Source organism: Cupriavidus sp. OV096 (assembly GCF_900115455.1).
Lineage (GTDB): Bacteria > Pseudomonadota > Gammaproteobacteria > Burkholderiales > Burkholderiaceae > Cupriavidus.
Map to the genome: position 1 here is coordinate 177,802 of NZ_FOWM01000006.1, position 26,196 is coordinate 203,997.

Consider the following 26,196-nt stretch of genomic DNA (forward strand, 5'->3'; position numbering starts at 1 on the left):
CCATTTACAACGCTGGTCGATGCGCGATGGCACCCAGATAGCGTGAACGCGTTGCACGCCCCGCCACCCGGCATCCCGGCGAGCCGCTATCATCGGCATGCCCCGCCTCACCTCATCATGACTTTCGATCTCTTCGACGCCCTGCCCGCCGACCCCGACACCCCGCCCGCCTCCGAGCCGCTCGGCGCGGGCGCCGTGGTGCTGCGCGGTTTTGCGCGCGATGTCGATACCCGCCTGCTGGCCACCGTGGACCAGGTCAGCGCCCAGGCCCCGTTCCGCCACCTGATCACCCCCGGCGGGCTGCGCATGTCCGTGGCCATGACCAACTGCGGCGAGGCGGGATGGGTCTCGGACCGCACCGGTTACCGCTACGACCCCGTCGACCCCGATTCCGGCGCGCCGTGGCCGCCCATGCCCGAGGTGTTCCGCGCGCTGGCCGAGCGCGCCGCCGCCAGCGCCGGCTATCCGGGCTTCGCGCCCGATGCCTGCCTGATCAACCGCTACCTGCCCGGCACGCGGCTCTCGCTCCATCAGGATCGCGACGAACTGGACCTGCGGGCGCCCATCGTCTCGGTCTCGCTCGGCCTGCCCGCCACCTTCCTCTGGGGCGGCCTGCGCCGCGCCGACAAGCCGGCGCGCATCCGGCTCGCCCATGGCGACGTAGTGGTGTGGGGCGGCCCGTCGCGGCTGGTCTTCCACGGCATTGCGCCGCTGCCCGATGACGATCACGCACTCACCGGGCGCACGCGCATCAACCTGACCTTCCGCAAGACACGCTGAGCGGGAAAACACAAGCGACAAATCCTCGCGCCGGGCACAAGTTGCGCATCCAGCACGGGCCTTGCGGCGTGCAGTACGATACGGCACCACGACAAATGGCTGCCGGCGCCAGACGTCAACAATCGCGCGACCGGCCTCCGAGAGACACCCGCGATGCCTGCCGATTCGACCCCCGCCAATCCCGCCAATCCCACCGCCAAGCCGACGGCAACACCACCCGCCCCGCAATTCACCGGCCGCCCCGCCGACTCCATCCGCGCCGCCCTGCTGATCGCGGCCAGCATCGCCGCGGTCTGGATCGCCGGCCAGGCCGCCGGGGCCCCGCCAGCGCTGATCTGGGCCGGCGCGCTGGTGGTCTCCACCGTGTGCTGCTGGGCCACCGGCGCACTGCCCGAACCCACCGCCACGCTGCTGTTCTTCCTGTGCGCAGTGGTCCTCCACATTGCGCCCGCGCCGGTGGTCTTCTCCGGCTTCACGTCCACAGCCTGGTGGCTGATGTTCGGCGGCGCGGTGACCGGCGTGGCGCTGCGCGGCACGGGGCTGGCGCTGCGGCTGGCGGACATCATCTTCCACAAGCGCGTCAACACCTATCCGCAGGTGATTGCCACGGTGGCCATGAGCGCGGTGGGGCTGGCGTTCCTGATGCCGTCCACCACGGGCCGGGTGCTGCTGTTGATGCCGATCGTGCTGGCGCTGTCGGACCGCCTCGGCTTCCGGCCCGGTTCGAACGGGCGCATCGGCATGGTGCTGACCGTGGCGGCGGCCAGCTACATGCCGCCCACGTCGATCCTGCCGGCCAACATTCCCAACAGCGTGCTGCTCGGCGCGGCCAATTCGCTCTATGGCATCAACCTGAGCTATGGCAGCTACCTGTTGCTGCATTTCCCGGTGCTTGGCGCGCTGAAGACCGTGGTGCTGGTCTGGCTGGTCTGCAAGCTGTTCCCGGAAACGGCGGCGATGACGCCGCAGCCGGCCACCGCGCGCACGGCCATGAGCAAGCCCGAAACGCTGCTCGCGGTGCTGCTGGCGCTGGCCGTGGCCGCGTTCGCCACGGACGCCTGGCACGGCATCTCGCCCGCCTGGATCTCGCTGGCGGCGTGCATCGTCTGCCTGCTGCCCGGCATCGGACTGGTCTCGCCCAAGGCGCTGACCGAGCAGGTGCATCTGGTGCCACTGCTCTACGTGGCCGGCTTCCTCGGCCTGGGCGCGGTGGTCGAGCACACCGGCCTCGGCACGGCCATCAGCGCAGCGCTGCTGCACTGGCTGCCGCTGGCGCCGGGCCATACCGCCGGCAATGTCGGCGCGCTGGGCGCCATGGGGGCCGTGCTCGGGCTGATGTCGACGCTGCCCGCGCTCCCCGCCGTGATGACGCCGCTGGCGCGCGACCTGGCCACCGCCACCGGCCTGCCGCTGGAAACGGTGCTGATGTTGCAGGTACCGGTGTTCTCGACGGTGTTCTTCCCCTACCAGTCGCCGCCCATCGTCATCGCCATGCAGCTGGGCGGCGTGGGCCTGCGGCACGGCACGCGGCTGTGCCTGGCGCTGGCGGCCATCACGGTGGTGGTGCTGCTGCCGCTGGATTACCTCTGGTGGCGCGTGCTGGGCTATCTCCCGTAAGCCACGCCCTGTGGGATTCGGCTGACATCGCGGCGCGCCGTTTGCCGGCAGGCGCCGCGCGGCGCCGTGCGTACCCTCCAAAGTGACAGATTCCGATGCTGGCACGAGGATGGAGGCACCATGGGCGACTTTCCGGACGATCGCGGCGCGCACGCCCACCTCGGGGCTTTGATTGCCGAGTTCGTCCGGGGGGATCGCGTCCCCCCTGGCATCCCCCATGGCATCCCCCTCCCCGGCCATGGCCAGACGCTGGCGCGCTGGCAACTGTTCGCCACCATCGCCGCCAGGCGGGGCGCGGTAGCCATCAAGCTGTTCGAGGCCCATGCCGATGCGCTGGCCATCCTCGCCGAAGTCGCCGGCGCCACGCCGGCTCCCGACTCAAGCTGGGCGATCTGGGCGGCGGAACCGCCCGATGCACGCCTGCGCGTGCAGACCGATGATTCGCCCAGCATCCCGCACATTGCCGGCCTGACCGGCAACGACAGCGGCACCGACAGCGGCACCGACACCTTCACCCCCGCCCGCCTCACCGGCCGCAAGGCCTGGTGTTCAGGCGCCTGGGAGGTCTCGCACGCGCTCGTCACCTGCTGGCTGGATCAGGCGGAGCCCGGTCCGCAGCGGCTGGCTATCGTCGACATGGCCGGACCCGGCGTCACCGTCACGCGCGAGGGCTGGCACGCCGTGGGCATGGCCGCCACCGATAGCGGCGATGTCCTGTTCGACGATTGCCCCGCGCTGCTGCTCACCGCGCCCGATGCCTACCTGCGCCGCCCCGGCTTCTGGCACGGCGGGGCCGGCATCGCGGCCTGCTGGCATGGTGCGGCGCTGCCGCTCGCCCACGCCGTGCGCGCGGCGCTGAAGAAGCGGGACGATCCCCACGCTGCCGCCCACCTCGCCGCCATCGACGGCGACCTGCACGCCAGCGCCGCGCTGCTGCGCGAGACCGCGCAATGGATCGACGCCCATCCCACCGAAGACGCCTTCGTGCCGGCCATGCGCGCCCGCACCGTGATCGAGGCCGCCGTGCTGCGCGTGATCCAGCACGCCGGCAACACGCTCGGCGCCGGCCCGCTGTGCCGCAACCCGACGCTGGCCGCGCTGTACGCCGACCTGCCCGTGCTGCTGCGCCAGAGCCATGCCGAACGCGACCTCGCCGCGCTGGGTCAACGGCTGGCGCAGGACGATAGCGATATGGGGGCGCTATGACCGCAACCGCCACGGATTTCCACGCCATGTTCGACAACCCCGACCCGTGGGGCTTCGAGTCGCTCTGGTACGAGGCCCGCAAGCGCGACGTGGTGCTCGCCGCGCTGCCTGACGCGCGCTACGGCGCGGCGTTCGAGGCCGGCTGCGCCACCGGCATGCTGACCGATCGCCTCGCCACGCGCTGCGACCACCTGCTGGCCGTCGATCTCGTGCCCCGCGCCGTGGCCTGCGCGCAGGAGCGCGTGGCGCGGCACAGGCACGTGAAGGTGGCCACCGCCAACCTGCCTGCGGAATGGCCGAACGGCCCCGAGGCCGCCTTCGACCTGATCGTGCTCAGCGAGATCGGCTACTTCTTCGCCCCGGATACCTGGCTTGAGACCGCGCAACGCGCGGCCGGCGCGCTGACCGATGCGGGCGTGATCCTGGCGTGCCACTGGCTGCGGCCGTTCGCCGAGCGCACCCAGCCCACGCGGCACGTGCACGCTGCCATCGCGCGGCAGCCGGGGCTGCATCGCCATGTGCGGCATCTGGAGCCGGATTTCCTGCTCGAAGTCTGGTCGCGCGACGCGCGGCCACTCCGCCAGCGGGAGGCGCCATGATCGGCGTGGTCGTGCCTGTTCACAACGAGGAAGACCATCTGGAGGCGTGCCTGCGGGCGCTGACCATGGCCGCCACCCATCCGGCGCTCGGCGGCGAGGCGGTGCGCGTGGTGATTGTGCTCGATGCCTGCGACGACGGCTCGGCCGCCATCGCCCAATGCCACGCGCCGGAGCGCATCACCTGCCTGACGATTGCCGCGCGCAACGTGGGCGAGGCCCGTCGTGCCGGCGCCCAGCACCTGCTGGCCCAGCAGGCGCGCTGGCTGGCCTTTACCGATGCCGACAGCCGCGTAGCGCCGGACTGGCTGGTGGCGCAGCTTGCGCTACGCGCCGATGCGGTCTGCGGACTGGTGACGGTGGAGGACTGGAGCCCCCAGCCGCCGCACGTGGCCGTGCGGTTTGCCGCGCGCTACCGGCGCGAGGAGGGGCACCGGCATGTCCACGGCGCCAACCTCGGGGTCTGCTCGCATGCCTACCGGCGCGCGGGCGGCTTCCTGCCGCACCCGGTCAGCGAGGACGTGGCGTTGATCGAGGCGCTGCAGGCCATCAACGCGCATATCGCCTGGAGCACGCTGCCGCAGGTGACCACCAGCGCGCGCGCCCGTGGCCGGCTGGCCGGCGGCTTTGCCGATCATCTTGCGACGCTTGCCGCGCTGCGCGAGGGCGAAACGCTGTTGCCCTGAGCCGGGCGGATTGATCCGGGCCTTACCACTCGAACTTCTGAATTTCCGCTTCCCCGATCGCGCGGTCCTGCACGACGAGATCGAGGTCATAGGCCCCGAGCAGCGCCAGCAGTTGCCCCGCGCTGATGGTCTCGGGGTTCAGCTCCATATGCGAAATCCGGCTTTGACTGATGTCGAGCCGGGCAGCCGCTTCCGCCTGGGTCAGGCCGGCGACCTTGCGTGCGCCTTGCAGCACTTGTCCAAGCTGATCTGGGTTGGAAATCATGACTCTCAGCATCGCGGTCATCCAGGAAAAGTTAAAAATCTATCAATTCTGACCAATGATTGACAAAACCTCCTAGCGCAACATCATGCGGCTACGCATGCCATAGGTAAGTACCCGCTTCGCGGTTTGTAATGTTGTCAAAATAAAACGCTCGCCCGAGCAGCGCGCCGTGGCAATCCCTACAAACGGAGGGAGGCGGCCCCCTCCGGACGGGCGCCGGCGGCGTGGAACGAAGCTTGCGGCGGTCAGGGAATTCCTATTCGATAACGGAGACACCCCCATGGACCCGATCGAGACCCCCATCGACCGCCTGGACGATCCCGAGCGCGCCCCGGTCACCGGCACGCGCCGGCTGGCCGTGGTCACCGGTGCCTCTACGGGCATTGGCTATCACCTCGCGCAGTGCTGCGCGGACCACGGCATGGACCTGATCATCGCGGCGGACGAGCCGCAGATCGAAGCGGCGGCGCAGACACTGCGCACCGAAGGCACCACCATCGAGGCCATCCAGGCCGATCTCTCCACCCCGGCCGGCGTGGACAAGCTGCTGGCCGCCACGCGCGGGCGGCAGGTGGACGTGCTGTGCGCCAACGCCGGGCGCGGCCTGGGCCGCGCCTTCCTGGACCAGGCATTTGCCGATATCGAGCATGTGGTGGAAACCAACGTCACCGGCACGCTCTACCTGCTCCATCACATCGGCCAGACCATGCGCGAGCGCGCCGAGGGCCGGATCCTGATCACCGGGTCCATCGCCGGCTTCATGCCGGGCACCTATCAGGCGGTCTACAACGCCACCAAGGCCTTCCTGGACTCGTTTTCGTTCGCCTTGCGCCACGAACTGCGCGATACCCGCGTCACGGTGACCTGCCTGATGCCGGGGGCCACGGAGACCGAGTTCTTCGACCGCGCCGACATGCTCGACACGCGCATCGCCCAGGAGAAGAAGGCCGATCCGGCCGAGGTGGCGCGCATCGGCTTCGAGGCCATGATGCGGGGCGAGGGCGACGTGATTACCGGCTGGCAGAACAAGCTGCGCGCGGCCATCGCCATGGTCACGCCGTCCGATGTGCTGGCGGAACAGCACCGCAAGATGGCCGAACCGATGAGCGGCGACGCGGTGCCGAGCGTGGAGAACGAGCCGCGCGCCGTGGAAGAGAAGTAAGAAGGGGAATCAGCGCCGCCGCGCGGCAATGACCAGCGCGATCCCGCCGAGGATGGCCACCGCGCTGACGGCCAGCCGCGCGGTCATCGGCTCGCCCAGCCAGGCGATGCCGCCCAGCGCGGCCAGCACCGGCACGCTCAGTTGCACCGTGGCCGCCGTGGTGGACGCCAGCCCGCGCAGCGCGGCGTACCAGATCACATAGCCGATGCCGGACGTCACGGCGCCCGAGGCCACCGCCAGCACCACCCCGCGCCAGTCGACCGAAAGCTGGGCGACCGCCCCCACGCTCACCACGCTCACCACGCTCACCGCCAAGGCTATCGGCACCCCGCGCACGAAGTTGCCGGCGGTGGCGGCCAGCGCGTCCGGCGCGCCCCGGCCCCGCAGCGAATAGACGCCCCAGCCGATGCCGGCGACGGCCATCAGCAGCGTCGCCCCGGGCGGCGGGGCCTGCAAACCCGGCAGCACCAGCCAGACCAGCCCCGCCAGCGCCAGCGCAATGCCGAGCCACTGCACCGCGCGCAGGCGGTCGCCGCGCCGCAGGCCATCGCCGATCATGGTCGCCTGCACGCTGGCGAACAGCACCAGCGCCCCGGTGCCGGCGGCCAGCCGCAGGTAGGCGAACGAAAAGCCGCACGCGTAGACCAGTAGCGCCGCCGCGCCAATCCAGTCGCCCCCCATGCGCGCCCTGCCCCGCGCCCGCAGGTGCAGGATCGCCCCCAGCACAAGGGCGGCCGAAGCCACCCGCACCAGCGTGAACGTGGCCGCGTCGATGCCGGTGCCCTTCAGCGCCGCCCGCGCCAGCAGCGAATTGGCCGCGAAGGCGACCATCGCCAGCGCGGTCAGGGCGGCCGTGGTGGCTGCCGTGGCGGGGGGTGCCGGGAGGGTGGACGGCGGGGTGGACGGCGGGGTGGACGGCGGGCGGGACATCATCGATTTGTCATTTGGGGGAAGGGGGCCGATGAACCATACTGGGCCATGATGCGCCCATGCAGGCGCCCCCCCACCAGCCCGATCCAGGAGACCAACATGCTCAGGGACAGCCATGCTTTCAGCGGATTTTCGGTCAACGACCTCGCCATGGCCAAGGACTTCTACGCCAACACGCTCGGCCTCGTGGTCACGGAGGAGCACGGCATGCTCGCGCTCAACCTGGCCGGCGGCAACCACGTGCTGCTCTACCCCAAACCCAACCACGCGCCGGCCACGTTCACGGTGCTGAACTTCCCGGTCGCCAGCGTCGACAAGGCCGTGGACGACCTCTCGCACCACGGCGTGCGCTTTGAAATGTATGACGAACCCGACCTGAAGACCGACGCGCGCGGCATCTGCCGGGGCGAAGGCGGCCCCGTCATCGCGTGGTTCAAGGACCCGGCCGGCAACATCCTCTCGATCCTCGAGGCAGAGTAGCCGGCGCCGCCAAAGGTCTCCGGCGTTGCGGGTCGGTGTGCGTGCCAATACACTAGTGCCTCCAACCCACACCCCAACGGCGTGCTGCCTGGCAGGCGCCGTGACGACAGCAACGGTGGAGACACATGACGGTTCGAAGAAAGACGCCCGACGCGCTGCGCAGCGCGCGCTGGTTTGCCCCCGATGACCTGCGCTCCTCGGGCCATCGCTCGCGCATCATGCAGATGGGCTACGCGCCCGACGAGTGGATGGGCAAGCCGCTCATCGCCATCCTGAACACCTGGTCGGACATCAACCCCTGCCACGCCCACTTCCGCCAGCGCGTGGAAGACGTCAAGCGCGGCATCCTGCAGGCCGGCGGCTTCCCGGTGGAGCTGCCCGCCATCTCGCTCTCCGAAAGCTCGGTCAAGCCGACCACCATGCTCTACCGCAACCTGCTCGCCATCGAGGCAGAGGAGCTGATCCGCTCGCATCCGGTGGATGGCGCGGTGCTGATGGGCGGCTGCGACAAGACCACGCCGGGCCTGCTGCTGGGCGCCACCAGCGCCGGCGTGCCCGCCATCTACGTGCCGGCCGGGCCGATGCTGCGCGGCAACTACAAGGGCAACGTGCTCGGCTCCGGCTCGGACGCCTGGAAATACTGGGACGAGCGCCGCGCCGGCAACCTGAGCCAGGCCGAGTGGATCGGCATCGAGGGCGGCATCGCGCGCAGCCACGGCACCTGCATGACGATGGGCACCGCCAGCACCATGACCGCCATCGCCGAGACGCTGGGCATGAGCCTGCCCGGCGCGTCGTCGATTCCGGCGGCAGACGCCAACCATATCCGCATGGCCTCCGAGTCGGGCCGGCGCATCGTCGACATGGTCTGGGAAGACCTCACGCCGGCGCGCATCCAGACCCGGGCGGCGTACCTGAACGCCATCGTGGTGGCCATGGCCATGGGCTGCTCCACCAACGCCATCATCCACGTGATTGCCATGGCGCGCCGCGCCGGGCATGACATCGGGCTGGACGACTTCGACGCCGCCAGCCGGCACGTGCCAGTTATCGCCAACATCCGGCCCAGCGGCGACAAGTACCTGATGGAAGACTTCTACTACGCGGGCGGGCTGCCGGCGCTGATGAGCCGCATCCGGGACAAGCTCGACCTGACCGCGCTGACCGTGACCGGCCGTACGCTGGGCGAGAACATCGCCGGGGCCGAAGTCCACAATGACGATGTGATCCGTACGACGGAGAACGCGCTGTACCGGGAAGGCGCGCTGGCCGTGCTGCGCGGCAATATCGCGCCGGACGGCTGCGTGATCAAGCCGAGCGCCTGCGACCCGCGCTACTTCCGCCATACCGGGCCGGCGCTGGTGTTCGACGATTACCCGTCGATGAAGGCTGCCGTGGAGGACGAGAGCCTCGACGTGACCGCCGACCACATCCTGATCCTGCGCAACGCCGGCCCGCAGGGCGGCCCCGGCATGCCGGAATGGGGCATGCTGCCGATCCCGAAGAAGCTGGTGAAGCAGGGTGTGCGCGACATGCTGCGCATGTCCGACGCACGCATGAGCGGCACCAGCTATGGCGCCTGCATCCTCCATGTGTCGCCCGAGGCGTACATCGGCGGGCCCTTCGCGCTGGTGCGCACCGGCGACCTGATCTCGGTGGACATCGACCGGCGCAGCATCCACCTGGAGGTATCCGACGAAGAACTGGCGCGCCGCCGCGCCGCCTGGACCCCGCCGCCGCCCCGCTATGCGCGCGGCTACGGCTTCATGTTCTCGCAGCACATCCGCCAGGCCAACGACGGCTGCGACTTCGACTTCCTGCAGACCGACTTCGGCGACCCCGTGGGTGAGCCGAGCATCTACTGACCGCAAGCCTTCCGCAAGCATCCTCCCCGATAATCACGGGCGCGCCGCCCCCGGCCGCGCCCCGCCCTTCTTCCCAGATCTCTCCCAGACAGGACCAATTCCGCATGAAACCCCGCCTCCTGCAGCACGGCCGCCTGCCCGAACACACCGAAGCCCGCCTGGCCGAATCTTTCGACGTGCACCCGCTCTGGGCCGAGACCGACCCCGCCGGCTACCTGGCCGCCCACGGCGCCGAGTTCGTGGCGATGACCACCCGGGCCGCCACCGGCGTGGACGGCAAGATGCTGGCCGCGCTGCCGAACCTGCGCGTGATTTCCAGCTTCGGCGTGGGGCTCGACAAGCTCGACCTGGACACCGCCCGCGCGCGCGGCATCGCGGTGGGCTACACGCCGGACGTGCTCAATGACTGCGTGGCCGACACGGCGTTCGCCCTGCTGATGGACGCGGCGCGCCAGGTCAGCGCGGCAGACCGCTACGTGCGGCGCGGCGCGTGGCCCAAGGCCCCGTATCCGCTGACCACGCGCGTCAGCGGCAAGCGGCTGGGCATCGTCGGCATGGGGCGTATCGGGCGCGTGATCGCGCAGCGCTCGTCGGGCTTCGACATGGAAGTGCGCTACTTCGGCCGCAAGCCGCAGGACGGCGTGGCCTATGGCTTCGAGCCGTCCGTGGAGGCGCTGGCGCGCTGGGCGGACTTCCTGGTCGTGGCCACCTCGGGCGGGCCCGAGACGCGCCACCTGATCTCCGCCGGCGTGCTGGAAGCGCTCGGGCCGCAGGGCTACCTGATCAATATCGCGCGCGGCACCGTGGTGGACGAGGCCGCGCTGGTCGACGCCCTGACCCACAAGCGCATCGCCGGCGCCGGGCTGGACGTCTACGAGAACGAACCGCACGTGCCCGAGGCGCTGTTCGGCCTGGACAACGTGGTCCTGCTGCCCCACGTGGCCAGCGGCACGCACGAGACGCGCGCAGCCATGGCCGGCCTCGTGTTCGAGAACCTGGAGAGCTTCTTCGCCTCCGGCGCGGTGGTGAAATCGGCGCTCTGATCCGCCGATCGCCCCCTTGGTCGCCCCGTTTACCACGTGTAGCCGGGGCGACACAGACGCGAAACACTGGCGGGGCACCCCCGGGACTACACTGGGCATTCCAGCTTTTTACGGAGCGTGCGATGCCCGACTCTCCTGCCTCGCCACCATCGACAGCATCGATCCCCCGCCGGCGCCACCTGCTGGCGCTGGGCCTGGGCAGCGCCGGCCTGACCGCGCTGGCCCGCGTGGCACCCGCCGCCGAACCCCGGCCGGCCACCGCCGCCACGCTCCCCCTGACCGCCCAGACCACCGAGGGCCCGTATTACTTCGATGCGGGCAAGATCCGGCAGGACATCACCGAAGGCCAGCCCGGCGTGCCGCTCGAGGTGCGCTTCACCGTGGTGGACGTGCAGTGCCGCCCGCTCGCCGGCCAGCGCGTGGATCTCTGGCACTGCAACGCCGCCGGCGTGTACTCGGGCTATGACGGCCAGCGCGACGACAAGGGCCAGCGCATTGCCACGCGCGGCCAGACCTTCCTGCGCGGCAGCCAGCCAGTGGGCGCCGATGGCGTGGCGATGTTCCGCACGATCTATCCCGGCTGGTACGCCGGGCGCGCCACCCATCTGCATATGAAGGTGCTCGACCCGGCCGGCCGGGCGCACCTGACCACGCAGTGCTTCCTGCCCGATGCGCTCAACGAGTATCTGTATAGCCAGCTCCCTGCCTACCGGCGCCGGCAGGTGCGCGGCACGCTGAACAGCAACGACGGCATCGCGCTGATGGCCGGCGAGACCGTGCTCGGCGCCGTGCGCGAGGCGCACGACCGCTACGTGGCCACGCTGACGCTGGTGGTGGACCCCGCCGGCACCGCCCCGCGCGAGGGGTTTTCCGATCATCCGCCGCCGGACCGTCCGCCGCTGTCCCGCGATGGCCGCCGCCCGCCCCCTCCCCCCGGCCAGGGCGAGCAGGCCGCCCCCGAGGCAGGCAGCGCCCGCGCCGCCGCGCTCATCCCCGGCGTGCGGCTGTAGGCCCCCTGGCCTCCGGCCGCCATCCACCATCCGGCCAAGGTCTCCATCAATGCCCGCCATGGAAAAAATGCAAAATCCACGGCAATGACCAGACATGACCCGTAATTGTTAGTTATGCTCCCCAGGGGCGGGCCGATGGCCTGCCGATCAACCGGGCGTTGACGATCCGGTACATCATGGGGAGCGGCGCATCCTTGGGAGCGCCGCGTTCGGCGCGGTTCTCCAGGAGGGGATGTTCTCCGATGCAGCGCAGCTGGTTTCTCGCGTTGACGATTGCCCTGGCGACCCTGGCTACGCTGTTCCCGGTGGGAATCGGCGTGTTCATGGCGCAGCTGGAGGCCAATCGGCGCGAAGCCGACCAACTCGCGGTGTTCGCCGACGCGGCGCTGCGGCGCGGCGAAGCGGTCATGAGCCAGGCCATCAGCGCCATCCAGGACATGGAGCAGCTCCGCGACGAGCCCTGCTCCCCGTCGAATCTCGTCGAACTCCGGCGCATCACCTACAGCTATCGCTTCCTCCAGGACGCCGGCGTCTATGGCCGCGGCCGCCGCCTGTGCTCGGCGCTGCTGGGCCCGGTGCAGGCGCGCACCCTGCCGCTGCCGCCGCCCGACTGGCGCACGCCCGATGGCTACGACTTCTGGTTCGACCTCGCCAACCCGTTCAGCGCGCCACGCCGGACCATCCTGATGGGCCGCAACGGCAACCATGTGTCGATCGATCCGCAGGTTTTCGTCGATGTGGTGGACCGCGACACGCGCATGCTCGCCGTGGTGCATACCGATGCCGGCCGCATCTTCGCCACCACGCAGGGCGCCAACCTCGCCCGGCTGCAGCGCGCCTACGCCGACCATGCCTACGGCACCGGCGGCGCCGCCGAGCATGAGGACGACGCCGCCGTAGTGCTGCGCAAGTCACGCACGATGCCGTTCGCGGTGGTGGTGCTGGCCCCGCGCGCGGCACTGCTGACCAACTGGAAGGCGCTGCTGGTGGGCGGGCTGATCGTCGGGCTGGCCGCCGGGGTGCCATTCGGCATCCTGGTCTGGCGGCGCGCCACGCGGCGCTTCAGCCTGGAGGGCGAGTTGCGCGGCGCGGTGCGGCGCCACGAGATGGCGGTGCACTACCAGCCCATCGTCGCGCTCTCGGACAACCACTGCGTGGGCGTGGAGGCGCTCGTGCGCTGGCGCCGTAACGGCCGGCTGGTGCGTCCCAACCTGTTTATCCCGATGGCCGAGAACGCCGGGCTGATCCAGCAGATCACCGATCAGGTGCTGGACATCGTGCTGACCGAGCTGGGCACGCTGCTGCGGCGGCATCCGTCGTTCTATGTCTCGATCAACGTGGGCGCGGAGGACCTGAAGAGCCGGCGCTTCCTGAGCGTGCTCGACGCGCGGCTGCGGGACACCGGCATCGCGCCGGCGCAGATCCGCATCGAGGCCACCGAGCGCGGCTTCCTGGAGCCGGACGTGGCGCGCGACACCATCCAGGCCTTCCGGGACGCCGGCCATCCGGTCTATATCGACGACTTCGGCACGGGGTACTCGAGCCTCTCCTACCTGGAGAGCTTCAAGGTGGATGCGCTCAAGATCGACAAGTCCTTCGTCGATACGATGGGACAGGAGGCGGCCACCAGCACCGTGGCGCCGCATATCATCGCCATGGCGCGCTCGCTCGGGCTGGAGGTGGTGGCCGAAGGCATCGAGGACAGCGCCCAGGCCGACTACCTGCGCGAGCAGGGCGTGGACTACGGGCAGGGCTGGCTGTTCGGGCGGCCCGTGCCGGCCGTGGAGCTGGCCCAGTTCCTGAGCAAGAACGCCGCGCCGGCGGCACCGGCGCCGGCCTGACGCAAACCCCAAGATCGATAAAAAAAGGAGGCCCGATGTCCCTGTCCACCCTGTTCCTGACCGCTGCCGGCGTTGGCCTGGCGGTGGCCGCCCCGGTCGGCCCGATGGGCATGCTCTGCATTCGCCGCACGCTGGCCGAGGGGCCGCGTGCCGGGCTGGCGATCGGGCTTGGCATTGCCTGTGGCGATGCGGTCTACGGGATGGTGGCGGCGCTGGGGCTGGTCGGCATCTCGCAGTTCATGCTGGCCTATGACAAGCCGCTCCACCTGGCGGCCGGGCTGTTTTTGGTCTACCTGGGCCTGCGCACGTTCTTCCACACGCCGACCGAGACCGTGGCCACGCTGCGCGGCAACGGCTCGCGCCGCCGGGCCTTCGCCAGCGCCCTGCTGCTGACGCTGACCAACCCGCAGACCATCATCATGTTCGCCGCGCTGTTCGCCACACTGGCGCCGCGCGGGCCGTTCTCGACCCCCATCGCCCTGACCACGGTGCTGGGGGTGTTCTGCGGATCGATTGCCTGGTGGTGCGTGCTGGTGGCGATGGTCACCGGCGCCCGCCACGCGCTGGGCCAGCGCGTGCGGCAGTGGATCGACCGCGTCACCGGCCTCGCGCTGGCCGCGTTCGGCGTGGCGGAGATCCGGCGGTCGATCTAGGCGCGTTGGGCGCTTACTCCGCCTTGGCCCCCGAGTCCTTGGCCACCTTGGTCCACTTGACGGTCTCGGTCTTGATGAAGCCGGCGAGCTGCGGCGGCGTCATGTCGCCGGCGGTCACGCCCTGTTCCTCGAAGCGCTTCTGCACGTCCGGCTGCTTCAGCACCTTGGCCAGCTCGGCGCTCATGCGCTGGCGCACGGCCTCGGGCGTGCCGTGCGGCGCCATCAGCGCGTACCACGTGGTCACCTCGTAGCCCGGCACGCCGCTTTCCGCCACGGTCGGCACGCCCGGATAGGCCGCCGAGCGCTTGGCCGTGGTCACCGCCAGCGCCTTCACCTTGCCGCTCTTCACATGCGGATTGGCCGACGGACTGGTCTCGATGGCCATCTGGATCTGGCCGGCGATCAGGTCCGTCATCATCGGCGCGCCGCCCTTGTACGGCACGTGGGCGATGTCGGTGCCGGTGGCCGCGCGGAACAGCTCGCCCGAGAGGTGCTCGGTGCTGCCGATGCCCGCCGAGCCGTAGTTCACCTTGCCCGGATGCGCCTTGATATAGGCGATCAGCTCCTGCACGGTCTTGGCCGGAATCGACGGATTGACCAGCAGCACGTTCGGCGTCAGCGCCACCATGCCGATCGGCTCCAGGTCTTTCTGGAAGTCGTACGGCAGGGTCTTGTAGATGCCCGGCGCCATGGTGTGGGCGACGGTGGCCAGCAGGAAGGTGTAGCCGTCCGGATTGGCGCGCGCCACGATGGACCCGCCAATGGTGCCGCCCGCGCCGGGGCGGTTGTCCACCACCATCGGCTGGCCCAGCGCCTCGCCCAGTTTCTGGCCCACGGCCCGGCCGATGATGTCGGTGGTGCCGCCCGAGGCGAAAGGCACGACCAGCGTGATCGGCTTGGACGGCCAGCTATCGGCGGCGAAGGTGGGGATGGCAGGGAGGGCGGCAAGGGTGGCGGCGGCGCCAAGGCAGGCCTTGAGCACGGCACGGCGCGGCATGCGGATGGTCATGCGGGTCTCCGGGGGATTTTCTGGATATGTAATCCCCCCCACTGTACTGAGACGTCCGCGTCACAACCAGCCCCACGCCGGCGGGAGGTCTTCAGGATTTGTGAAGGGTCGCCCCGGGCCAGCGGCCCGCCGTCACCAGCCCACGCGCCACGCTGTCCAGCACGCTGCGGGCGGCCAGGCCGGCCGGGGACAGTTCGTCGTCGGACAGGCTGACCAGCAGGTTGGGCCGGCGCACGCCCGCATCGGCAATCTCGATCAGCACCAGCGGCTCGCCCAGATGCCGCGCCACAGCGGCGCCGGGCTGGATGGTCGCCCCGAGGCCGGCGCGCACCGCATCCATCAGCACGGCCAGTCCGTCGATCTCCGCCACCACGTTGAGAGAGCGCTCACTACGCGCGAAGGCCGCGTTCAGCACCGCGCGCAGCCCGTGGGCGTTGCTGGGCAGGATCAGCGGCAGGCCGTCGAGTGCCTCCAGATGCACCGGATCGGTGGTCGGCAGGCCCGGCTGGTCCGGCCGGGCGATCACGAACAGCCGTTCCTCCAGCAGCGGCACCACGCTCCAGCGCTGGCCGGGTTCGAGCTGGAACAGCACGGCGAGGTCAAGCTGGCGCGCGCCGATCATCGTGGCGAGGTTGCCCGAGAGGCTCTCCACCAGATGCAGGCGGATGTCCGGGTAGCGCTCGCGCATGGCCAGCATGAACGGCGGGCCCATGACGGAGAGTGTGCTCGGCGCCATGCCCACGCTGACATGGCCCGAGAGGCGCGCGGTGCGCGCGGCGCGGGCGGCGTCATCGGCATGGCGCAGCGCCAGTTGGGCCTGGCGCCAGAAGGCGAGCCCGGCGTCGGTCGGCACCACGCCGGTGGAGGTGCGCTGGAGCAGCCGCGTGGACAGTTCGCTTTCGAGCCGGCTGATCTGCTGGCTCAGCGCGGACGTGACCACGCCCAGCCGCTGGGCCGCCTGGCCCATGCTGCCCAACTCCACCACATGCACGAAGTAGCGCAATTGGCGCAATTCCATCGTCTTCATCCCAGATCTGTCACGCGGAGCCGGTATTGTGCCTGTGCCGGGCCGCCTGGGCGGACAAAGCGGGCCAGGATCACCAAACTTCACAGAAGTCATCCATACGCTGGTTGACCGAGCGTCCATACTGGATAAGCATGTAGGCAACCCCTGCGCAGGACCCACCTTCCACCCAAGGTATCCACCGGAGCTTTCCACCATGAACAGCCTTCCACCGACGCTGTGGCCTTTCCCCGCTTTTTCGTTCCAGGGCGCCTACGCGCTGGACGACAAGATGATCGAGAACTGGCGCAAGATGATGGGCCTGAACGCCGATTTCGCGAAATCCTGGATGGATGAAGCCCAGTTCGACTGGGCCTCCTGCTTCATGCCGCAAGACCCCGAGGAACTGTACGCGCGGCAGTGGACCAACCAGATGCCCTTCTTCTCGATCCCGATGCACTACGCCACCGCCATGCTGGAGCAAGGCGCGGCCATGCAGCGCGCCTGGCTCGACAACTGGGGCCGCATGTTCGGCATGTTCGGTATGCCGACGCTGCTGCCCGCGATGCCGGTGATGCCCGACATCGCCGCCGTGGCGACATCCGAAGGGGACATCGTCGACGTACCGGCCGTCGCCGTGCGCGAGACCCCGCGCAAGGGCAAAAGTGTCTGAAAACCGTCACTGAAGCCGACAGGTTCCCGGGCTTTACACGGTATTTTCTGCAACGCACGGCCCTGACGCGACGTTTGCATCACAAATTGATCGGCACGATTGATGCGTCTACTGTTTAGTCAGTATGCTGATCGAGACACAAAGCGCCACCTGCCCGATGGCTTATAAAGCTGTTGAGGGCGCAGTCGAGGCAGGTATCTGAATCGCGCCCCATCCCGCGAGGCCCTTATGAGCAAGACCCTTATCTCCAGCATGTTCGTCGCCGCCGCTGCCATCGTCGCGATGCCGCTGGCCCACGCCCAGCAAAAGCCCGTGGACCCGTACACGCAAGGTGCCAAGGTCGGCAAGCCCGATCCGTACACCGACGGTGCCAAGTCCGGCAAGTTCGATCCGTACACGGATGGCGCGAAGTCGTCGACCAAGACCGACCTGGCGCCGAGCAAGCCGGACCCGTACACCTCGGGCGCCAAGAGCGGCAAGCCCGACCCGTACCTGGACGGCGCCAAGACCGGCAAGCCTGATCCGTACACCGACGGCGCCAAGAAGTAAGGCGAACCGTCAGGCGGCAAGCCAGCCGCCCGTGACATCCGGCGCCTGATACCCGGAATGCCCGGCACGCCCGCAAGGACGTGCCGGGCTATTTTTTTATCCTCCATCGTGCGGTGGATTTGCTCATCGCGGGCAGGCCATTCAGAATAGCGCTTCGTCCGGCTCGCCCCCGCCGGCGAGGAATCCATCTTGACTAGCCGCGCCCCTGCCGTCAAAGCCGACCCACCGGTCGCCTTTGGTCCGTTTACGCTGCATATCGCGCAGCGCCTTTTGCTGGAGTCCGGCCGCCCCGTGCGGTTGGGTGCGCGTGCGCGCAGCATCCTCGCCGCGCTGGTCGAACGTGCCGGCGAGGTAGTGGGCAAGGCCGCGCTGATCGCCTATGCCTGGCCCGACGGCGATGCCGAGGAAGCCACGCTGCGCGTGCACATGGGTGCGCTGCGCAAGGTGCTCGGCGATGGCCAGGGCGGCACGCGCTACATCGCCAGCGTGGCCGGACGCGGCTACTGCTTCGTCGCGCCGGTGGCACGCGCCACCGCCGAAGGTGCGCCCGGCGCACTCCCGGCAGCCCCCGCCCATGACGCCCACCTCCCCGCCCGCGTGACCCGCGTCATCGGCCGGGAAACCCTGATCGCCGCGCTCGCCCAGAGCCTGCCGCAGCGGCGCCTGCTCACGCTGTGCGGCGCGGGCGGCATGGGCAAGACCACCATCGCGCTGGCCATGGCCGAACGACTGCTGCCGGACTATGCGGACGGCGTGCGCTTCGTGGACCTTGGCCGCGTGGCCGACCCGGGACTGGTGGACGCCGCGCTGGCCGCCACGCTCGGCATGACGGCCGGCCCCACCGCGCGCGCGGCGCTGGTGGATGCGCTGCGGCACCGGCGCATGCTGATCGTGCTGGACAGTTGCGAGCATGTGATCGACGCCGTGGCCCTGCTGGTACTGGCGCTGCTGCAGGGGGCGCCGGACGTCCACCTGCTCGTCACCAGCCGCGAGCCGCTGCAATGCGAGGGCGAATGGGTCCAACGCGTGCCGCCGCTCGCCCTGCCCTCCCCCCGCAACGAAATCAGCGCCGACGAGGCGATGCGCTACCCGGCCGTGCAGCTATTCGTCGAGCGCGCCATCCACAGCGCCGACACCTTCCAGTTGCCGGACGCCGACGCGCCCGGCGTGGTCATGCTCTGCGCCAGCCTCGACGGCATGCCGCTGGCCATCGAACTGGCCGCCGCGCACGTGGAGACCTTCGGCGTCGCCCATCTGCGCCGGCTGCTGGACGACCGCTTCCAGATGTCGGCGTACAACAGCGACATCGTGCAGCCCCGCCACCGCACCCTGCGCGCGCTGCTGGACTGGAGCTACGACGTGCTGCCCGCCACCGAGCGCGTCGTGCTGACGCGGCTGGCCGTGTTCACCGGCGAATTCACGCTGGCCTGGGCGCGCGCGGTACTGGTGGACGCCGAGGTCAGCCGGGGCGATGTGGACACCGGCATCGCGTCGATGGTCGCCAAGTCGCTGGTCAGCGTGGATGCCAGCGAAGGCGTGGTGCGCTACCGGCTGCTCGCCACCACGCGCGCCTATGCGCTGGAACGGCTGGCCCGGGACGGCGCGCTCCGCGACCTCCAGGCCCGCCATGCGCTGCACTGGCGCGATGCACTGCGCGCCACCTGGACCGACGAACCGACGCTGACGCAGGCCGAATGGGCCGCGCGCTACGGCAACGCCATCGACGACGTGCGGGCCGCCATCGGCTGGGCGCTCTCCCCGGACGGCGACGCCGCCCTGGGCGCCACGCTGATCATCGCCGCGCTGCCGCTGGGCTACTTCCTCTCCCGTCTCGACGAATTCTGCGGCTACGCGGCGCGCGCGCTGGCGCTGGCCGACGAGGGCGCCGCCCCACTCGACCCCACGCTGACCACGCGGCTGCGCGTGGCGCTGGGCACGCTGATCTATCACACGCGCGGCGTGGCCGCCGGCGCCGAAGACGCCTACCAGCGCGCGCTGCGCGACGCCACCGCGCTGGCGCAGCCGGGGGCGCAATCGGGCCCGCAACAGCAGGCGCTGGCCGGCATCGGCATGATCGCGCTGGCTTCTGGCGACTACGCCGCCGGGCGGCGCCACGCCGAGACCATGTGCGCACTGGCCGATCAGGACGGCGATGCGATGGCCCGCCTGTGGGCCGAACACACGCTGGCGCTGGCCCACCACTATCTGGGCGACCACGCCACGGCGCGGCATCTCGCGCGGCACGTGCGCACCCATCCGAGCCCGCTGGTGCGGCCCGTGGACAACCTCACCGCGCTGGTGGACCGCCGCGTCTGCATGCGCATCGTCGAGGCGCGCACGCTGTGGATCGAGGGCTACGCGGACAGCGCCGCGTCGCTGGTCGCCCAGTGCGTGGAAGACGCGCTGACCGACATGCCGCTGGCACTGGCGCAGGCGCTGGCATTCGCGGCCTGCCCGATCGCGCTGTGGCGCGGCGACGAGACCGCACTGGCCGACTACGCCAACCGGCTGCGCGAGCACTCGTTGCAGCACGCGCTGGTGGCGTGGCACGGCTGGGTGGAGATGCTCGACGGCGCGCTCGCGCTGCGCGACGATGCGCCGGGTGCCGTCGACACCGACGCGCACCATCGCCTGCAAGCCCGGATCACGCACACCGGCGGCAAGCAGGCCGATCTCTACGCCACCTTCGGCGCCCGCTTCGTGACGCCGCTGGCCATCACGCGCGCGACGGCGGGCAAGTCCGGCTGGTGCATGGCCGAAGTGCGGCGCGTGGCCGCCGAGGCGCACCCGCATCGGCACACGCACGCAGGCCGGTTGGCCGCCGCATCGGCGTTCGAGGACGCGTTGGACGTGGCCCACGCCCAAGGCGCACGCGCCTGGGCGCTGCGCGCCGCCACCAGCCTCGCCCGGGTGCGCCATGAACTGGGCGATGCTGACGACAGCACGCGCGCGGCTGAGTTGCTCGCGTCGATCTGCGCACGCATGCCCGAAGGACACGCCACGCGCGACTACCGGACCGCGCAGGCTGCGCTGGCGGATTGCGCCGCGATGCCGGCCATCGCACCCGAAGCCGACGCGGCGACCACGCAGGCACGCGCATGATCATGGCGAAGACCGACCCTGACAGCGCGGCCGGGCGCGCGTACCGCTTTGGCGCCTTCCTGCTACGGCCGGCACGGCGCGAGCTGCTGGCGGACGGCGTGCCGGTGACGCTGGGCAGCCGCGCCTTCGACCTCCTCGCCGCGCTGGTCGAGCACGCCGGGCAGGTCGTTTCCCGCGATGCGCTGACCGCGGTGGCGTGGCCGCGCATGGTCGTGGAGGACAGCAGCCTGCGCGTGCAGATCGCCCATTTGCGGCGCGTGCTGGGCCCGGAAGGGCCGGGCATCGTCACGGTGCCGGGTCAGGGCTATCGCTTCGACGGCGTGGTGCAGGTCGTGGACGAGGGGGCCGCGCCAGCGGCGCAGGTCATACCGGCCGCGCGCGTGCTGCCGCGCCGCCTCACCGCCATCATCGGGCGCGATGCCGAGGTGGCCCGCGTGCAGGCGGCGGTCCAGCCGGGGCGAGTTGTCACCCTGGTCGGCATCGGCGGCATCGGCAAGACCACCGTGGCGCTGGCCGCCACCGAGCGGCTGGCGGGGGACTATGCCGATGGGATCTGCTACCTGGACCTCGGCACGCTGCCCGACCCCGTACAGGGTCTCGCCGCCGCGTTCGGCGCGGCGCGGATGGACGCGCTCGGCCACGCCATGGCCGGCCATCGGCTGCTGGTGGTGCTGGACGGCTGCGACTACGCACCGGAAGCCGTGGCCGCCCTGCTCGCGCAACTGGCGCAGGCGCCCGGCGTGGCGGTACTGGCCACGAGCCGCCACCCGCTCGGCGCCGCCGCCGAACACCGCCTGCGGCTGCCGCCGCTGGACCTGCCTCCTGAGGGAGAGATCGAGATCGACGCGCCCCGGGCGCTGACCTTCGGCGCGGTGCAGCTATTCGCCTCCCGCGCGCAGGCCAGCGGGGCCGGCTACACGCTGACCGACCGCGACGCCCCGGTCGTAGCCGCGCTCTGCCGGCGACTCGACGGCCTGCCGCTGGCCATCGAACTGGCCGCCGGCTGCGTCGACGCGTTCGGCGTGCTCGGCCTGCTCGACCAGGCCGACGATCGATTCAACCTGCTCGAAGCCCGCCGCCGCAGCCCGCAGGAACGCCAGCGCTCGCTGCGGGCGTCGCTGGATTGGAGTTACACCCGGCTGTCCGCCCCAGCGCAGACCGCGCTGCAACGGCTGTCGGTGCTCGACGGGACGTTCACGCTGGCGTCCGCCACGGCAGCCATCGGCGCGGATGGCATCGACAACGCGGCAGCAGCGGACCTGCTGGAAGCGCTGGTGGCGCAGTCGCTCGTATCGCCGGAAGCCACCGATGACGGCCCGCGCTTCCGCCTATCCGCCATGGTCCGCGCCTACGCGCGCGAGCGGCTGCGGGCCGTTACTTCGCCTCGATAGACTGGTAGGTGGAGACGTAGGTCGCGTCCGCGTAGACCCACGAGCGTATGAGGTTGATGCGCATGTCTTCGACATAAGACATGGTGTACCGGCGGCTGGTTTCGGCGCCCTCGGTCTCCGTGCAGATCATGTCGATGGCCATGCCGGTTAGCGTGGGCAGGATCTGGCTTGCCGCGTAGCGCCCGCCGGTCCGGCAAACCACCTTCGCCAGCTTCGGCGCGCCCGACACCTCCCCGCGCCACGACGATACGGAGAACGTCATCCGGGCATCGGGCTTCACGGTGGCGGGACGCTGCGCCGGCTCGTTCAGCATGACGTACTGGGGCGGCTCCATGGCTTTGGCGCCGTGCGTGTATTCCTGCTGTTTCATCGTCCACGGGAAGGTGTCCCCGAGGTAGAAGTTGCCGTAATAGGGGACGTCTTCCGTCGTGCTCGCCTGCTGGAAACACTGGAGGATCGGCGCCTTGACCACGGAACACACCGACTTGATTTCGACAAAATCCGATCGTTCGCGGGTCTTGATCGAGAGAAACGAATGCGTCTCCAACTGCTTGAATGGCAGCTTGCCGCCGAGCGAGGTCAGTTGCTTGCGGAAAGCGGGAGGCATGGCGGAGAGGACGAAGTCCGCGTCGAGGACATCCTGGCTGCTCTTGAAAGGCGCGGGCAGCACAGCAGTCTTTGGGCGTTCGGCGCGCGCCCGCCCACCCAGCAGGAGGAGGACGAGATCATCGCGATCCGCTTCGTCGATCTGGTCGACCGCGACGCGTACGACGGCTTCGACAAAGCACGCCGCGTCCTCGTCGGAAAAGTCCTTCTGACCCAGATCGATCAGCTTCTGGGCGCCGCCAGGCATCTTGGCGGCAACCTCAAGTGTCTTGGCACCGAACGTGCGTTCCAGCGCCGCCGTGCGCTCGACTGTCAATCGCGTGTGGGGAACGCTTCTGGCTTCGGCCTGAAGGCCCAGGTAGAACACACGGTAGGCTGCATCCAGGTCGATCGGCGCCGCCTCGTCAATTGGCGCGTTGCGGCGGCACAGCAATGGCATGCCGCTCCGCAAATAGGACATCCGGTTCTGGCTGTCGAGGCGCATCAGGTTCCGCGTCATCTCGCAGTGGCGGCATCCCTCGCTGGCAACCCGGTTCAACCGCGACTGCAATTCCTCGTCAGTAAGCCCCTTCCTGATCTCCGCATCATCCTCCGCAGCCTCCAGCCATTTCCGGACCGCCGGATTGCCCGCCAACTGGCGATCCGCGCCTTCGCGGCTCAGGGCGGAATCGGTCATCGGGTGGCTGCCGGCGCCGGGCGCCGCGGCATCTTCCGCCGCGCCTGCCGTGTGCATGGCAAGGAAAGTCCAGACTGCAACAAACAGCAACTGCAGGGCACGTCGTGTGAGCGTCATGATGGGAGGGAAGGTGCGGCGACTCGCCGAATTGGAGCGAGACCGTAGCACCGACGCCCCATCATGTCGCGGATGGCGAAGGAGGGTGTGTTGCGACCCGCCAACGCAGGACGCAGCGCCTGCTTTAGCAGGCTAGGTGAGCGCTGACTATCGGCGGGGCATGACCCCTCACCCCAACGTTCGCCTCGCCGCAGCCTGGATCGCTTGCACGGCCGCCGCGGTCATGACGCCCATCGCCAATACGCCCAGCGCGCCGAGGGCCACGGCGAGGAAGCGGCCCAGGGGGGTGGTCGGGACGACGTCGCCGAAGCCGATCGTCAGCGACGTAATCGCACAGAAATACAAGGTGCCGCCGAGCGACGCTGGCGACCGGCGGCCCGCGTCGACCGGGCCGCCGACGTAGTACATCGCCAGCGACAGCAGGACGAACAGCACGCTGAGGAAAATCAGGATCGAGCGCAATTGCCACAGCACGGCGGTGAATTCGGCAATGGCGTGGCGGGGGCGGATGGGTAGCTGCCCGGATTCGTTGCGGATGGTGGCCATAAGCGGTGGACTCCCTGGCAAGGTGCGGCGAAGGCCGCGCTAGTCCATGTTAGGTCCCGGATCAGCCCGCCGCGCGCTTCAGTCGCGTCGTGACCGAAAAGGTTTCCGCCGGATGGATGGTCACGGACACCTCGAAGGTGTCGCCGGCCTCGTCGATATAGCGGCGCACGATCTTCAGCACCGCGGCCCCCGGCTCCAGCCCCAGCGCGCGGCCGATGCGCGGGTCCGCCAGCGTGGTGGCGCGCACGTCCTGCTCGATCTCGGCAATCGGCCGCCCATGGCGCGACTCGATCAGGGCGCTGACCAGCACGTCGGGCGTGTCGCGCACGATCGGGCCGATGTCCGCGTAGGCGCTATCTATATAGATATCGGTCCAGGCCATGGGCGCGGCGCTGGCACCGTCGTCCAGCCGCACGCTGGAGATGCGCAGCCAGCGGGTGTCCGGCGCGCCGCCCAGGTCGGCCGCCACTTCTGGCGGCGCCGCCACGGTCTCCACCGACTGCACCACGCGCCGGTGCGCCTCGCCGAACTGCATGAGGTCTTCCACCGAGGCCAGCGTCGGTTTGAACACGGCCCGGGGCCGCGCGGCCTCCACGCGGGTGCCCACGTTCTTGCGGCGCGACACCAGCCCCATGTCCTGCAGGGACTGCAGCACCGCCCGGATGGTGTAGCGGCTGGCCTGGAACTGTTCGCACAGCGCGAATTCGGTCGGCAGCAGCGTGCCCACGGGGAATTGGCCCGTGGTGATGCCATCCAGCAGTTCGCGGGTGATCTCCGCTGCGTTTGTTTTACTCATAAAGGCCCGTTACATCACTGGATTGGCGCGGTGCGGCATGGCTGACGGCACACGGGTTGACGCCCCGGGTTTACGTCTATTTCGCAAATATGTTCGAACATATTTAATAGTCGATATGTTCGAACATATCCGAGATCCCATCAGCATGCCACAAGGTCGCACCATGCCCAACATTTCGATTCCCGCCGCCAGTACCGTTGTCGACTCCGCGCTGTTCCGCGACGCCTTCGGCACGGCGGCCATGCGCGAGATCTTCTCCGATGGCGCGCTGGTCCAGCGCTACATCGACGTCGAGATCGCCCTCGCCCGGGCCGAAGCCCGCGTCGGCGTGATTCCGGCCGATGCCGCCGAGACCATCGCCGCCGCCTCGCGCCTCGATCGCATCGACTTCGACCACATGCGCGAGGAAACCGACATTGTCGGCTATCCGATCCTCCCGCTGGTGCACCAGCTCGTGGAAATGTGCGGCGATGCCGGCCGGTACGTCCACTGGGGCGCCACCACGCAGGACATCATGGACACCGCCGTGGCCCTCCAGGTGCGCGACGCGCTGGACAGCATCGACGCCGATATCCGCACCCTGCGCGGCATCCTGGCCGACCTGGCTGCCCGGCACCGCGACACCCCGATGGCCGGCCGCACCCACTTGCAGCAGGCCCTGCCGGTGACCTTCGGCTACAAGGTGGCGATCTGGCTGGCGATGTTCGACCGCCACCAGCAGCGCCTGGCCGAGCTGCGTCCGCGCGTGGCCATGGTGGAGTTCGCCGGGGCCGCCGGCACGCTGGCGTCGCTGGGCGACAAGGGCTTCGCCGTGCAGCAGGCACTGGCCGAGGAACTGGGCCTGGGTGTGCCTGCCACCACCTGGCACGTGGCGCGCGACGGCTTTGCCGAGGCGGTGAACCTGCTGGCGCTGGTCACCGGCTCGCTGGGCAAGATTGCGCTCGACATCATGATCATGGCGTCCACCGAGTTCGCCGAGGTCTACGAGCCCTTCGTCAAGGGGCGCGGCGCCAGCAGCACCATGCCGCAGAAGCGCAACCCGATTTCGAGCGAACTGATGCTCGCCGCCTCGAAGGCAGTGCGCCAGCACGCCGGGCTGATGGTCGATGCGATGGTGCAGGACTTCGAACGCGCCACCGGCCCGTGGCACGCCGAGTGGATCGCCATTCCCGAGAGTTTCATCCTGACGGCCGGCGCGCTGCACCAGGCGAAGTTCGCGCTGGGCGGGCTGATCGTCGACGTGCCGCGCATGGCCCACAACCTCGGCATCACCAAGGGGCTGATCGTCGCCGAGGCCGTGATGATGCGCATGGCGCCCCACATCGGCCGCCAGCAGGCGCACGACGTGGTCTACGACGCCTGCCGCACCGTCAACGAGCAGGGCGGCACGCTGGCCGAGGCCCTGCTGGCGCTGCCGGCCGTGACCGAGCACTTCGACCGCGCCGCCATCGCACACATGGTGGACCCCGCCAATTACCTCGGCCTGGCGCCGCAGATGGTCGACCGGGCCATCGCGCTGTCCGGCGAAGTGGCCTGAGCCCTCCGGCCGGCGCCACGCACTGCTTTCCACACGATAAGACTGATTCAGGAGACA

Annotated in this window: 24 protein-coding genes; 17 read left to right on the top strand and 7 right to left on the bottom strand. The window is 69.8% G+C overall.

What is annotated here, in order from left to right; genetic code table 11:
* Window positions 1-117 precede the first annotated feature (117 nt).
* From alkB to BM115_RS15645, 5 genes are all read left to right on the top strand, one after another.
* Window positions 118-780, top strand: coding sequence for a DNA oxidative demethylase AlkB (gene alkB, locus BM115_RS15625; RefSeq protein WP_092295500.1), 663 nt, complete (start codon window positions 118-120; stop codon window positions 778-780).
* 153 nt (window positions 781-933) lie between these two features.
* Window positions 934-2,397, top strand: coding sequence for an SLC13 family permease (locus BM115_RS15630; protein WP_092295503.1), 1,464 nt, complete (start codon window positions 934-936; stop codon window positions 2,395-2,397).
* Between the two features lie 120 nt (window positions 2,398-2,517).
* Window positions 2,518-3,603: an acyl-CoA dehydrogenase family protein gene (locus BM115_RS15635; protein ID WP_177219936.1), complete on the top strand. Its 1,086-nt coding sequence runs from the start codon at window positions 2,518-2,520 to the stop codon at window positions 3,601-3,603.
* Entirely contained in the window at window positions 3,600-4,202 is a 603-nt protein-coding gene (locus tag BM115_RS15640) for an SAM-dependent methyltransferase (RefSeq protein ID WP_092295506.1), read from the top strand. The genes BM115_RS15635 and BM115_RS15640 overlap by 4 nt, the downstream gene beginning before the upstream one ends.
* On the top strand, window positions 4,199-4,885 hold the full coding sequence (locus BM115_RS15645; RefSeq protein WP_092295509.1) for a glycosyltransferase family 2 protein: 687 nt from the start codon (window positions 4,199-4,201) through the stop codon (window positions 4,883-4,885). Before BM115_RS15640 ends, BM115_RS15645 begins: the two co-directional genes overlap by 4 nt.
* 22 nt (window positions 4,886-4,907) lie before the next feature.
* Here BM115_RS15645 and BM115_RS15650 read toward each other — a convergent pair whose 3' ends face one another.
* A complete protein-coding gene (locus BM115_RS15650; RefSeq protein WP_255370847.1) occupies window positions 4,908-5,150 on the bottom strand; it encodes a helix-turn-helix domain-containing protein in 243 nt (80 codons plus the stop codon).
* 280 nt (window positions 5,151-5,430) lie between these two features.
* On the opposite strand from BM115_RS15650, the gene BM115_RS15655 reads away from it, so the two are divergent.
* Window positions 5,431-6,312, top strand: a complete 882-nt coding sequence (locus tag BM115_RS15655) for an SDR family NAD(P)-dependent oxidoreductase (protein ID WP_092295512.1) — start codon at window positions 5,431-5,433, stop codon at window positions 6,310-6,312.
* 9 nt (window positions 6,313-6,321) lie between these two features.
* Here the strand turns inward: BM115_RS15655 and BM115_RS15660 are convergent, their stop codons facing one another.
* On the bottom strand, window positions 6,322-7,143 hold the full coding sequence (locus BM115_RS15660) for a DMT family transporter (RefSeq protein WP_255370864.1): 822 nt from the start codon (window positions 7,141-7,143) through the stop codon (window positions 6,322-6,324).
* A 198-nt stretch (window positions 7,144-7,341) separates the two neighbouring features.
* On the opposite strand from BM115_RS15660, the gene BM115_RS15665 reads away from it, so the two are divergent.
* The 6 genes from BM115_RS15665 (at window position 7,342) to BM115_RS15690 (ending at window position 14,134) form a co-directional block, all read left to right on the top strand.
* Window positions 7,342-7,722, top strand: coding sequence for a VOC family protein (locus BM115_RS15665; RefSeq protein WP_092295515.1), 381 nt, complete (start codon window positions 7,342-7,344; stop codon window positions 7,720-7,722).
* Window positions 7,723-7,847: 125 nt separating this feature from the next.
* Window positions 7,848-9,587 carry an L-arabinonate dehydratase gene (araD, locus tag BM115_RS15670; protein ID WP_092295518.1) on the top strand — a complete coding sequence of 580 codons (1,740 nt, stop codon included), beginning with the start codon at window positions 7,848-7,850 and terminating at the stop codon, window positions 9,585-9,587.
* A gap of 104 nt (window positions 9,588-9,691) precedes the next feature.
* On the top strand, window positions 9,692-10,630 hold the full coding sequence (locus tag BM115_RS15675; RefSeq protein ID WP_092295521.1) for a 2-hydroxyacid dehydrogenase: 939 nt from the start codon (window positions 9,692-9,694) through the stop codon (window positions 10,628-10,630).
* 122 nt (window positions 10,631-10,752) lie between these two features.
* The gene (locus BM115_RS15680) at window positions 10,753-11,640 is read left to right on the top strand and encodes an intradiol ring-cleavage dioxygenase (RefSeq protein ID WP_092295524.1); all 888 of its coding nucleotides are present in this window, start codon (window positions 10,753-10,755) and stop codon (window positions 11,638-11,640) included.
* Window positions 11,641-11,882: 242 nt separating this feature from the next.
* Window positions 11,883-13,481, top strand: coding sequence for an EAL domain-containing protein (locus tag BM115_RS15685; RefSeq protein ID WP_092295527.1), 1,599 nt, complete (start codon window positions 11,883-11,885; stop codon window positions 13,479-13,481).
* A gap of 35 nt (window positions 13,482-13,516) precedes the next feature.
* Window positions 13,517-14,134, top strand: coding sequence for a LysE family translocator (locus BM115_RS15690; protein WP_092295530.1), 618 nt, complete (start codon window positions 13,517-13,519; stop codon window positions 14,132-14,134).
* A gap of 13 nt (window positions 14,135-14,147) precedes the next feature.
* Here the strand turns inward: BM115_RS15690 and BM115_RS15695 are convergent, their stop codons facing one another.
* Entirely contained in the window at window positions 14,148-15,143 is a 996-nt protein-coding gene (locus tag BM115_RS15695) for a Bug family tripartite tricarboxylate transporter substrate binding protein (RefSeq protein WP_092295533.1), read from the bottom strand.
* Window positions 15,144-15,234: 91 nt separating this feature from the next.
* Window positions 15,235-16,161, bottom strand: coding sequence for a LysR family transcriptional regulator (locus BM115_RS15700; RefSeq protein ID WP_092296191.1), 927 nt, complete (start codon window positions 16,159-16,161; stop codon window positions 15,235-15,237).
* Between the two features lie 202 nt (window positions 16,162-16,363).
* On the opposite strand from BM115_RS15700, the gene BM115_RS15705 reads away from it, so the two are divergent.
* The 4 genes from BM115_RS15705 (at window position 16,364) to BM115_RS15720 (ending at window position 21,861) form a co-directional block, all read left to right on the top strand.
* On the top strand, window positions 16,364-16,819 hold the full coding sequence (locus BM115_RS15705) for a polyhydroxyalkanoate granule-associated phasin (protein WP_092295536.1): 456 nt from the start codon (window positions 16,364-16,366) through the stop codon (window positions 16,817-16,819).
* A gap of 228 nt (window positions 16,820-17,047) precedes the next feature.
* Window positions 17,048-17,368, top strand: coding sequence for a hypothetical protein (locus BM115_RS15710; RefSeq protein ID WP_092295539.1), 321 nt, complete (start codon window positions 17,048-17,050; stop codon window positions 17,366-17,368).
* Between the two features lie 189 nt (window positions 17,369-17,557).
* Window positions 17,558-20,470, top strand: a complete 2,913-nt coding sequence (locus BM115_RS15715) for an ATP-binding protein (protein WP_143093906.1) — start codon at window positions 17,558-17,560, stop codon at window positions 20,468-20,470.
* 2 nt (window positions 20,471-20,472) lie between these two features.
* The gene (locus tag BM115_RS15720) at window positions 20,473-21,861 is read left to right on the top strand and encodes an ATP-binding protein (protein WP_177219937.1); all 1,389 of its coding nucleotides are present in this window, start codon (window positions 20,473-20,475) and stop codon (window positions 21,859-21,861) included.
* On the opposite strand, the gene BM115_RS15725 is transcribed toward BM115_RS15720, so the two are convergent.
* The 3 genes from BM115_RS15725 to BM115_RS15735 all read right to left on the bottom strand — a co-directional run bounded on the left by BM115_RS15725 (window position 21,845) and on the right by BM115_RS15735 (window position 24,602).
* The gene (locus BM115_RS15725) at window positions 21,845-23,260 is read right to left on the bottom strand and encodes a hypothetical protein (RefSeq protein WP_092295548.1); all 1,416 of its coding nucleotides are present in this window, start codon (window positions 23,258-23,260) and stop codon (window positions 21,845-21,847) included. The two genes, BM115_RS15720 and BM115_RS15725, sit on opposite strands and share 17 nt — an antisense overlap.
* A gap of 168 nt (window positions 23,261-23,428) precedes the next feature.
* Window positions 23,429-23,806 (bottom strand): potassium channel family protein, encoded by a 378-nt coding sequence (locus tag BM115_RS15730; protein ID WP_092295551.1) that lies wholly within the window; start codon window positions 23,804-23,806, stop codon window positions 23,429-23,431.
* Between the two features lie 61 nt (window positions 23,807-23,867).
* Window positions 23,868-24,602 carry a GntR family transcriptional regulator gene (locus tag BM115_RS15735; RefSeq protein ID WP_092295554.1) on the bottom strand — a complete coding sequence of 245 codons (735 nt, stop codon included), beginning with the start codon at window positions 24,600-24,602 and terminating at the stop codon, window positions 23,868-23,870.
* A gap of 163 nt (window positions 24,603-24,765) precedes the next feature.
* Between BM115_RS15735 and pcaB the strand changes: the two genes are divergently transcribed.
* Window positions 24,766-26,139, top strand: coding sequence for a 3-carboxy-cis,cis-muconate cycloisomerase (pcaB, locus tag BM115_RS15740; protein WP_092296194.1), 1,374 nt, complete (start codon window positions 24,766-24,768; stop codon window positions 26,137-26,139).
* The last annotated feature ends 57 nt before the right edge of the window (window positions 26,140-26,196 follow it).

Excerpts from the sequence above, each read along its gene's own strand:
- alkB (WP_092295500.1), top strand. The coding sequence starts at position 118 with ATGACTTTCGATCTCTTCGACGCCCTGCCCGCCGACCCCGACACCCCG.
- pcaB (WP_092296194.1), top strand. The coding sequence starts at position 24,766 with ATGCCCAACATTTCGATTCCCGCCGCCAGTACCGTTGTCGACTCCGCG.
- BM115_RS15690 (WP_092295530.1), top strand. The coding sequence starts at position 13,517 with ATGTCCCTGTCCACCCTGTTCCTGACCGCTGCCGGCGTTGGCCTGGCG.
- BM115_RS15725 (WP_092295548.1), bottom strand. The coding sequence starts at position 23,260 with ATGACGCTCACACGACGTGCCCTGCAGTTGCTGTTTGTTGCAGTCTGG.
- BM115_RS15680 (WP_092295524.1), top strand. The coding sequence starts at position 10,753 with ATGCCCGACTCTCCTGCCTCGCCACCATCGACAGCATCGATCCCCCGC.
- BM115_RS15660 (WP_255370864.1), bottom strand. The coding sequence starts at position 7,143 with ATGGTCGCCTTCGCGGCCAATTCGCTGCTGGCGCGGGCGGCGCTGAAG.
- BM115_RS15705 (WP_092295536.1), top strand. The coding sequence starts at position 16,364 with ATGAACAGCCTTCCACCGACGCTGTGGCCTTTCCCCGCTTTTTCGTTC.
- araD (WP_092295518.1), top strand. The coding sequence starts at position 7,848 with ATGACGGTTCGAAGAAAGACGCCCGACGCGCTGCGCAGCGCGCGCTGG.
- BM115_RS15685 (WP_092295527.1), top strand. The coding sequence starts at position 11,883 with ATGCAGCGCAGCTGGTTTCTCGCGTTGACGATTGCCCTGGCGACCCTG.
- BM115_RS15650 (WP_255370847.1), bottom strand. The coding sequence starts at position 5,150 with ATGATTTCCAACCCAGATCAGCTTGGACAAGTGCTGCAAGGCGCACGC.
- BM115_RS15675 (WP_092295521.1), top strand. The coding sequence starts at position 9,692 with ATGAAACCCCGCCTCCTGCAGCACGGCCGCCTGCCCGAACACACCGAA.
- BM115_RS15710 (WP_092295539.1), top strand. The coding sequence starts at position 17,048 with ATGAGCAAGACCCTTATCTCCAGCATGTTCGTCGCCGCCGCTGCCATC.
- BM115_RS15695 (WP_092295533.1), bottom strand. The coding sequence starts at position 15,143 with ATGACCATCCGCATGCCGCGCCGTGCCGTGCTCAAGGCCTGCCTTGGC.
- BM115_RS15635 (WP_177219936.1), top strand. The coding sequence starts at position 2,518 with ATGGGCGACTTTCCGGACGATCGCGGCGCGCACGCCCACCTCGGGGCT.
- BM115_RS15735 (WP_092295554.1), bottom strand. The coding sequence starts at position 24,602 with ATGAGTAAAACAAACGCAGCGGAGATCACCCGCGAACTGCTGGATGGC.
- BM115_RS15655 (WP_092295512.1), top strand. The coding sequence starts at position 5,431 with ATGGACCCGATCGAGACCCCCATCGACCGCCTGGACGATCCCGAGCGC.
- BM115_RS15645 (WP_092295509.1), top strand. The coding sequence starts at position 4,199 with ATGATCGGCGTGGTCGTGCCTGTTCACAACGAGGAAGACCATCTGGAG.
- BM115_RS15720 (WP_177219937.1), top strand. The coding sequence starts at position 20,473 with ATGGCGAAGACCGACCCTGACAGCGCGGCCGGGCGCGCGTACCGCTTT.
- BM115_RS15665 (WP_092295515.1), top strand. The coding sequence starts at position 7,342 with ATGCTCAGGGACAGCCATGCTTTCAGCGGATTTTCGGTCAACGACCTC.
- BM115_RS15700 (WP_092296191.1), bottom strand. The coding sequence starts at position 16,161 with ATGGAATTGCGCCAATTGCGCTACTTCGTGCATGTGGTGGAGTTGGGC.
- BM115_RS15730 (WP_092295551.1), bottom strand. The coding sequence starts at position 23,806 with ATGGCCACCATCCGCAACGAATCCGGGCAGCTACCCATCCGCCCCCGC.
- BM115_RS15640 (WP_092295506.1), top strand. The coding sequence starts at position 3,600 with ATGACCGCAACCGCCACGGATTTCCACGCCATGTTCGACAACCCCGAC.
- BM115_RS15630 (WP_092295503.1), top strand. The coding sequence starts at position 934 with ATGCCTGCCGATTCGACCCCCGCCAATCCCGCCAATCCCACCGCCAAG.